Here is a 718-nt window from a genome sequence, read left to right on the forward strand (position 1 = left end):
CCTGCCGATCACCTCGCAAGCGAACTCATTCGCCCACGCGTCGAGTTGTGCATACGTGAGCGTGACGGCGCCGTCGGTGAGCGCCGGAGCATCCGGCGTCGCAGTCACCTGCCGCACGAACAGCTCGCCCAGGCACGCATCCGGCACGGCACGCGCGGTGTCGTTGAACTCCACCACGGCACGCCGGTGTTCGTCGGGGGTGAGGATGTCGATGTGGTTGAGGGGCTGGTCGGGGTGGGTGGTGGCGATGTCGAGGAAGTGCAGCCAACGGTCGAACAGGGCCTGCACGGTAGGCGCGTCGTAGATGTCGCTGGAGTACTCCACAGCCCCGCTGATGCCCTGCGGCTCACCATGGGCACCGCGCTGCTCGGCGAGACTGAAGAACAGGTCGAACTTCGCCGTCCCCGTGCGCCCCGGAGCGACATCGATCGTCAGCCCGGGAAGCCGGAAACTCGCCTCAGGCGCGTTCTGCAGCGCCAGCATCACCTGGAACAGCGGATGGTGCGACAGGGTCCGGGTCGGGTTGAGCAACTCGACCAGGTACTCGAAGGGGACATCCTGGTGCGCATAGGCGGCCAGACTCCGCTCCCGCACCCGAGCGATCAACTCGGCGAAACTCGGATCACCCGACGTATCCGTGCGCAACACCAGTGTGTTGACGAAGAACCCGACCAACTCATCCAGCGCCTGATCGGTGCGGCCGGCCACCGGACTGCCC

1 protein-coding gene is annotated in these 718 nt (G+C 66.4%); it reads right to left on the reverse strand.

Annotated elements, in window-relative coordinates:
- Nucleotides 1-708 (reverse strand): condensation domain-containing protein (locus DI272_RS44045; protein ID WP_309221706.1); only part of this gene is annotated, 708 nt, incomplete at its 3' end.
- Nucleotides 709-718: the final 10 nt, after the last annotated feature.

Origin of the sequence: Streptomyces sp. Act143 (genome assembly GCF_003143935.1) — a bacterium.
GTDB lineage: Bacteria > Actinomycetota > Actinomycetes > Streptomycetales > Streptomycetaceae > Streptomyces.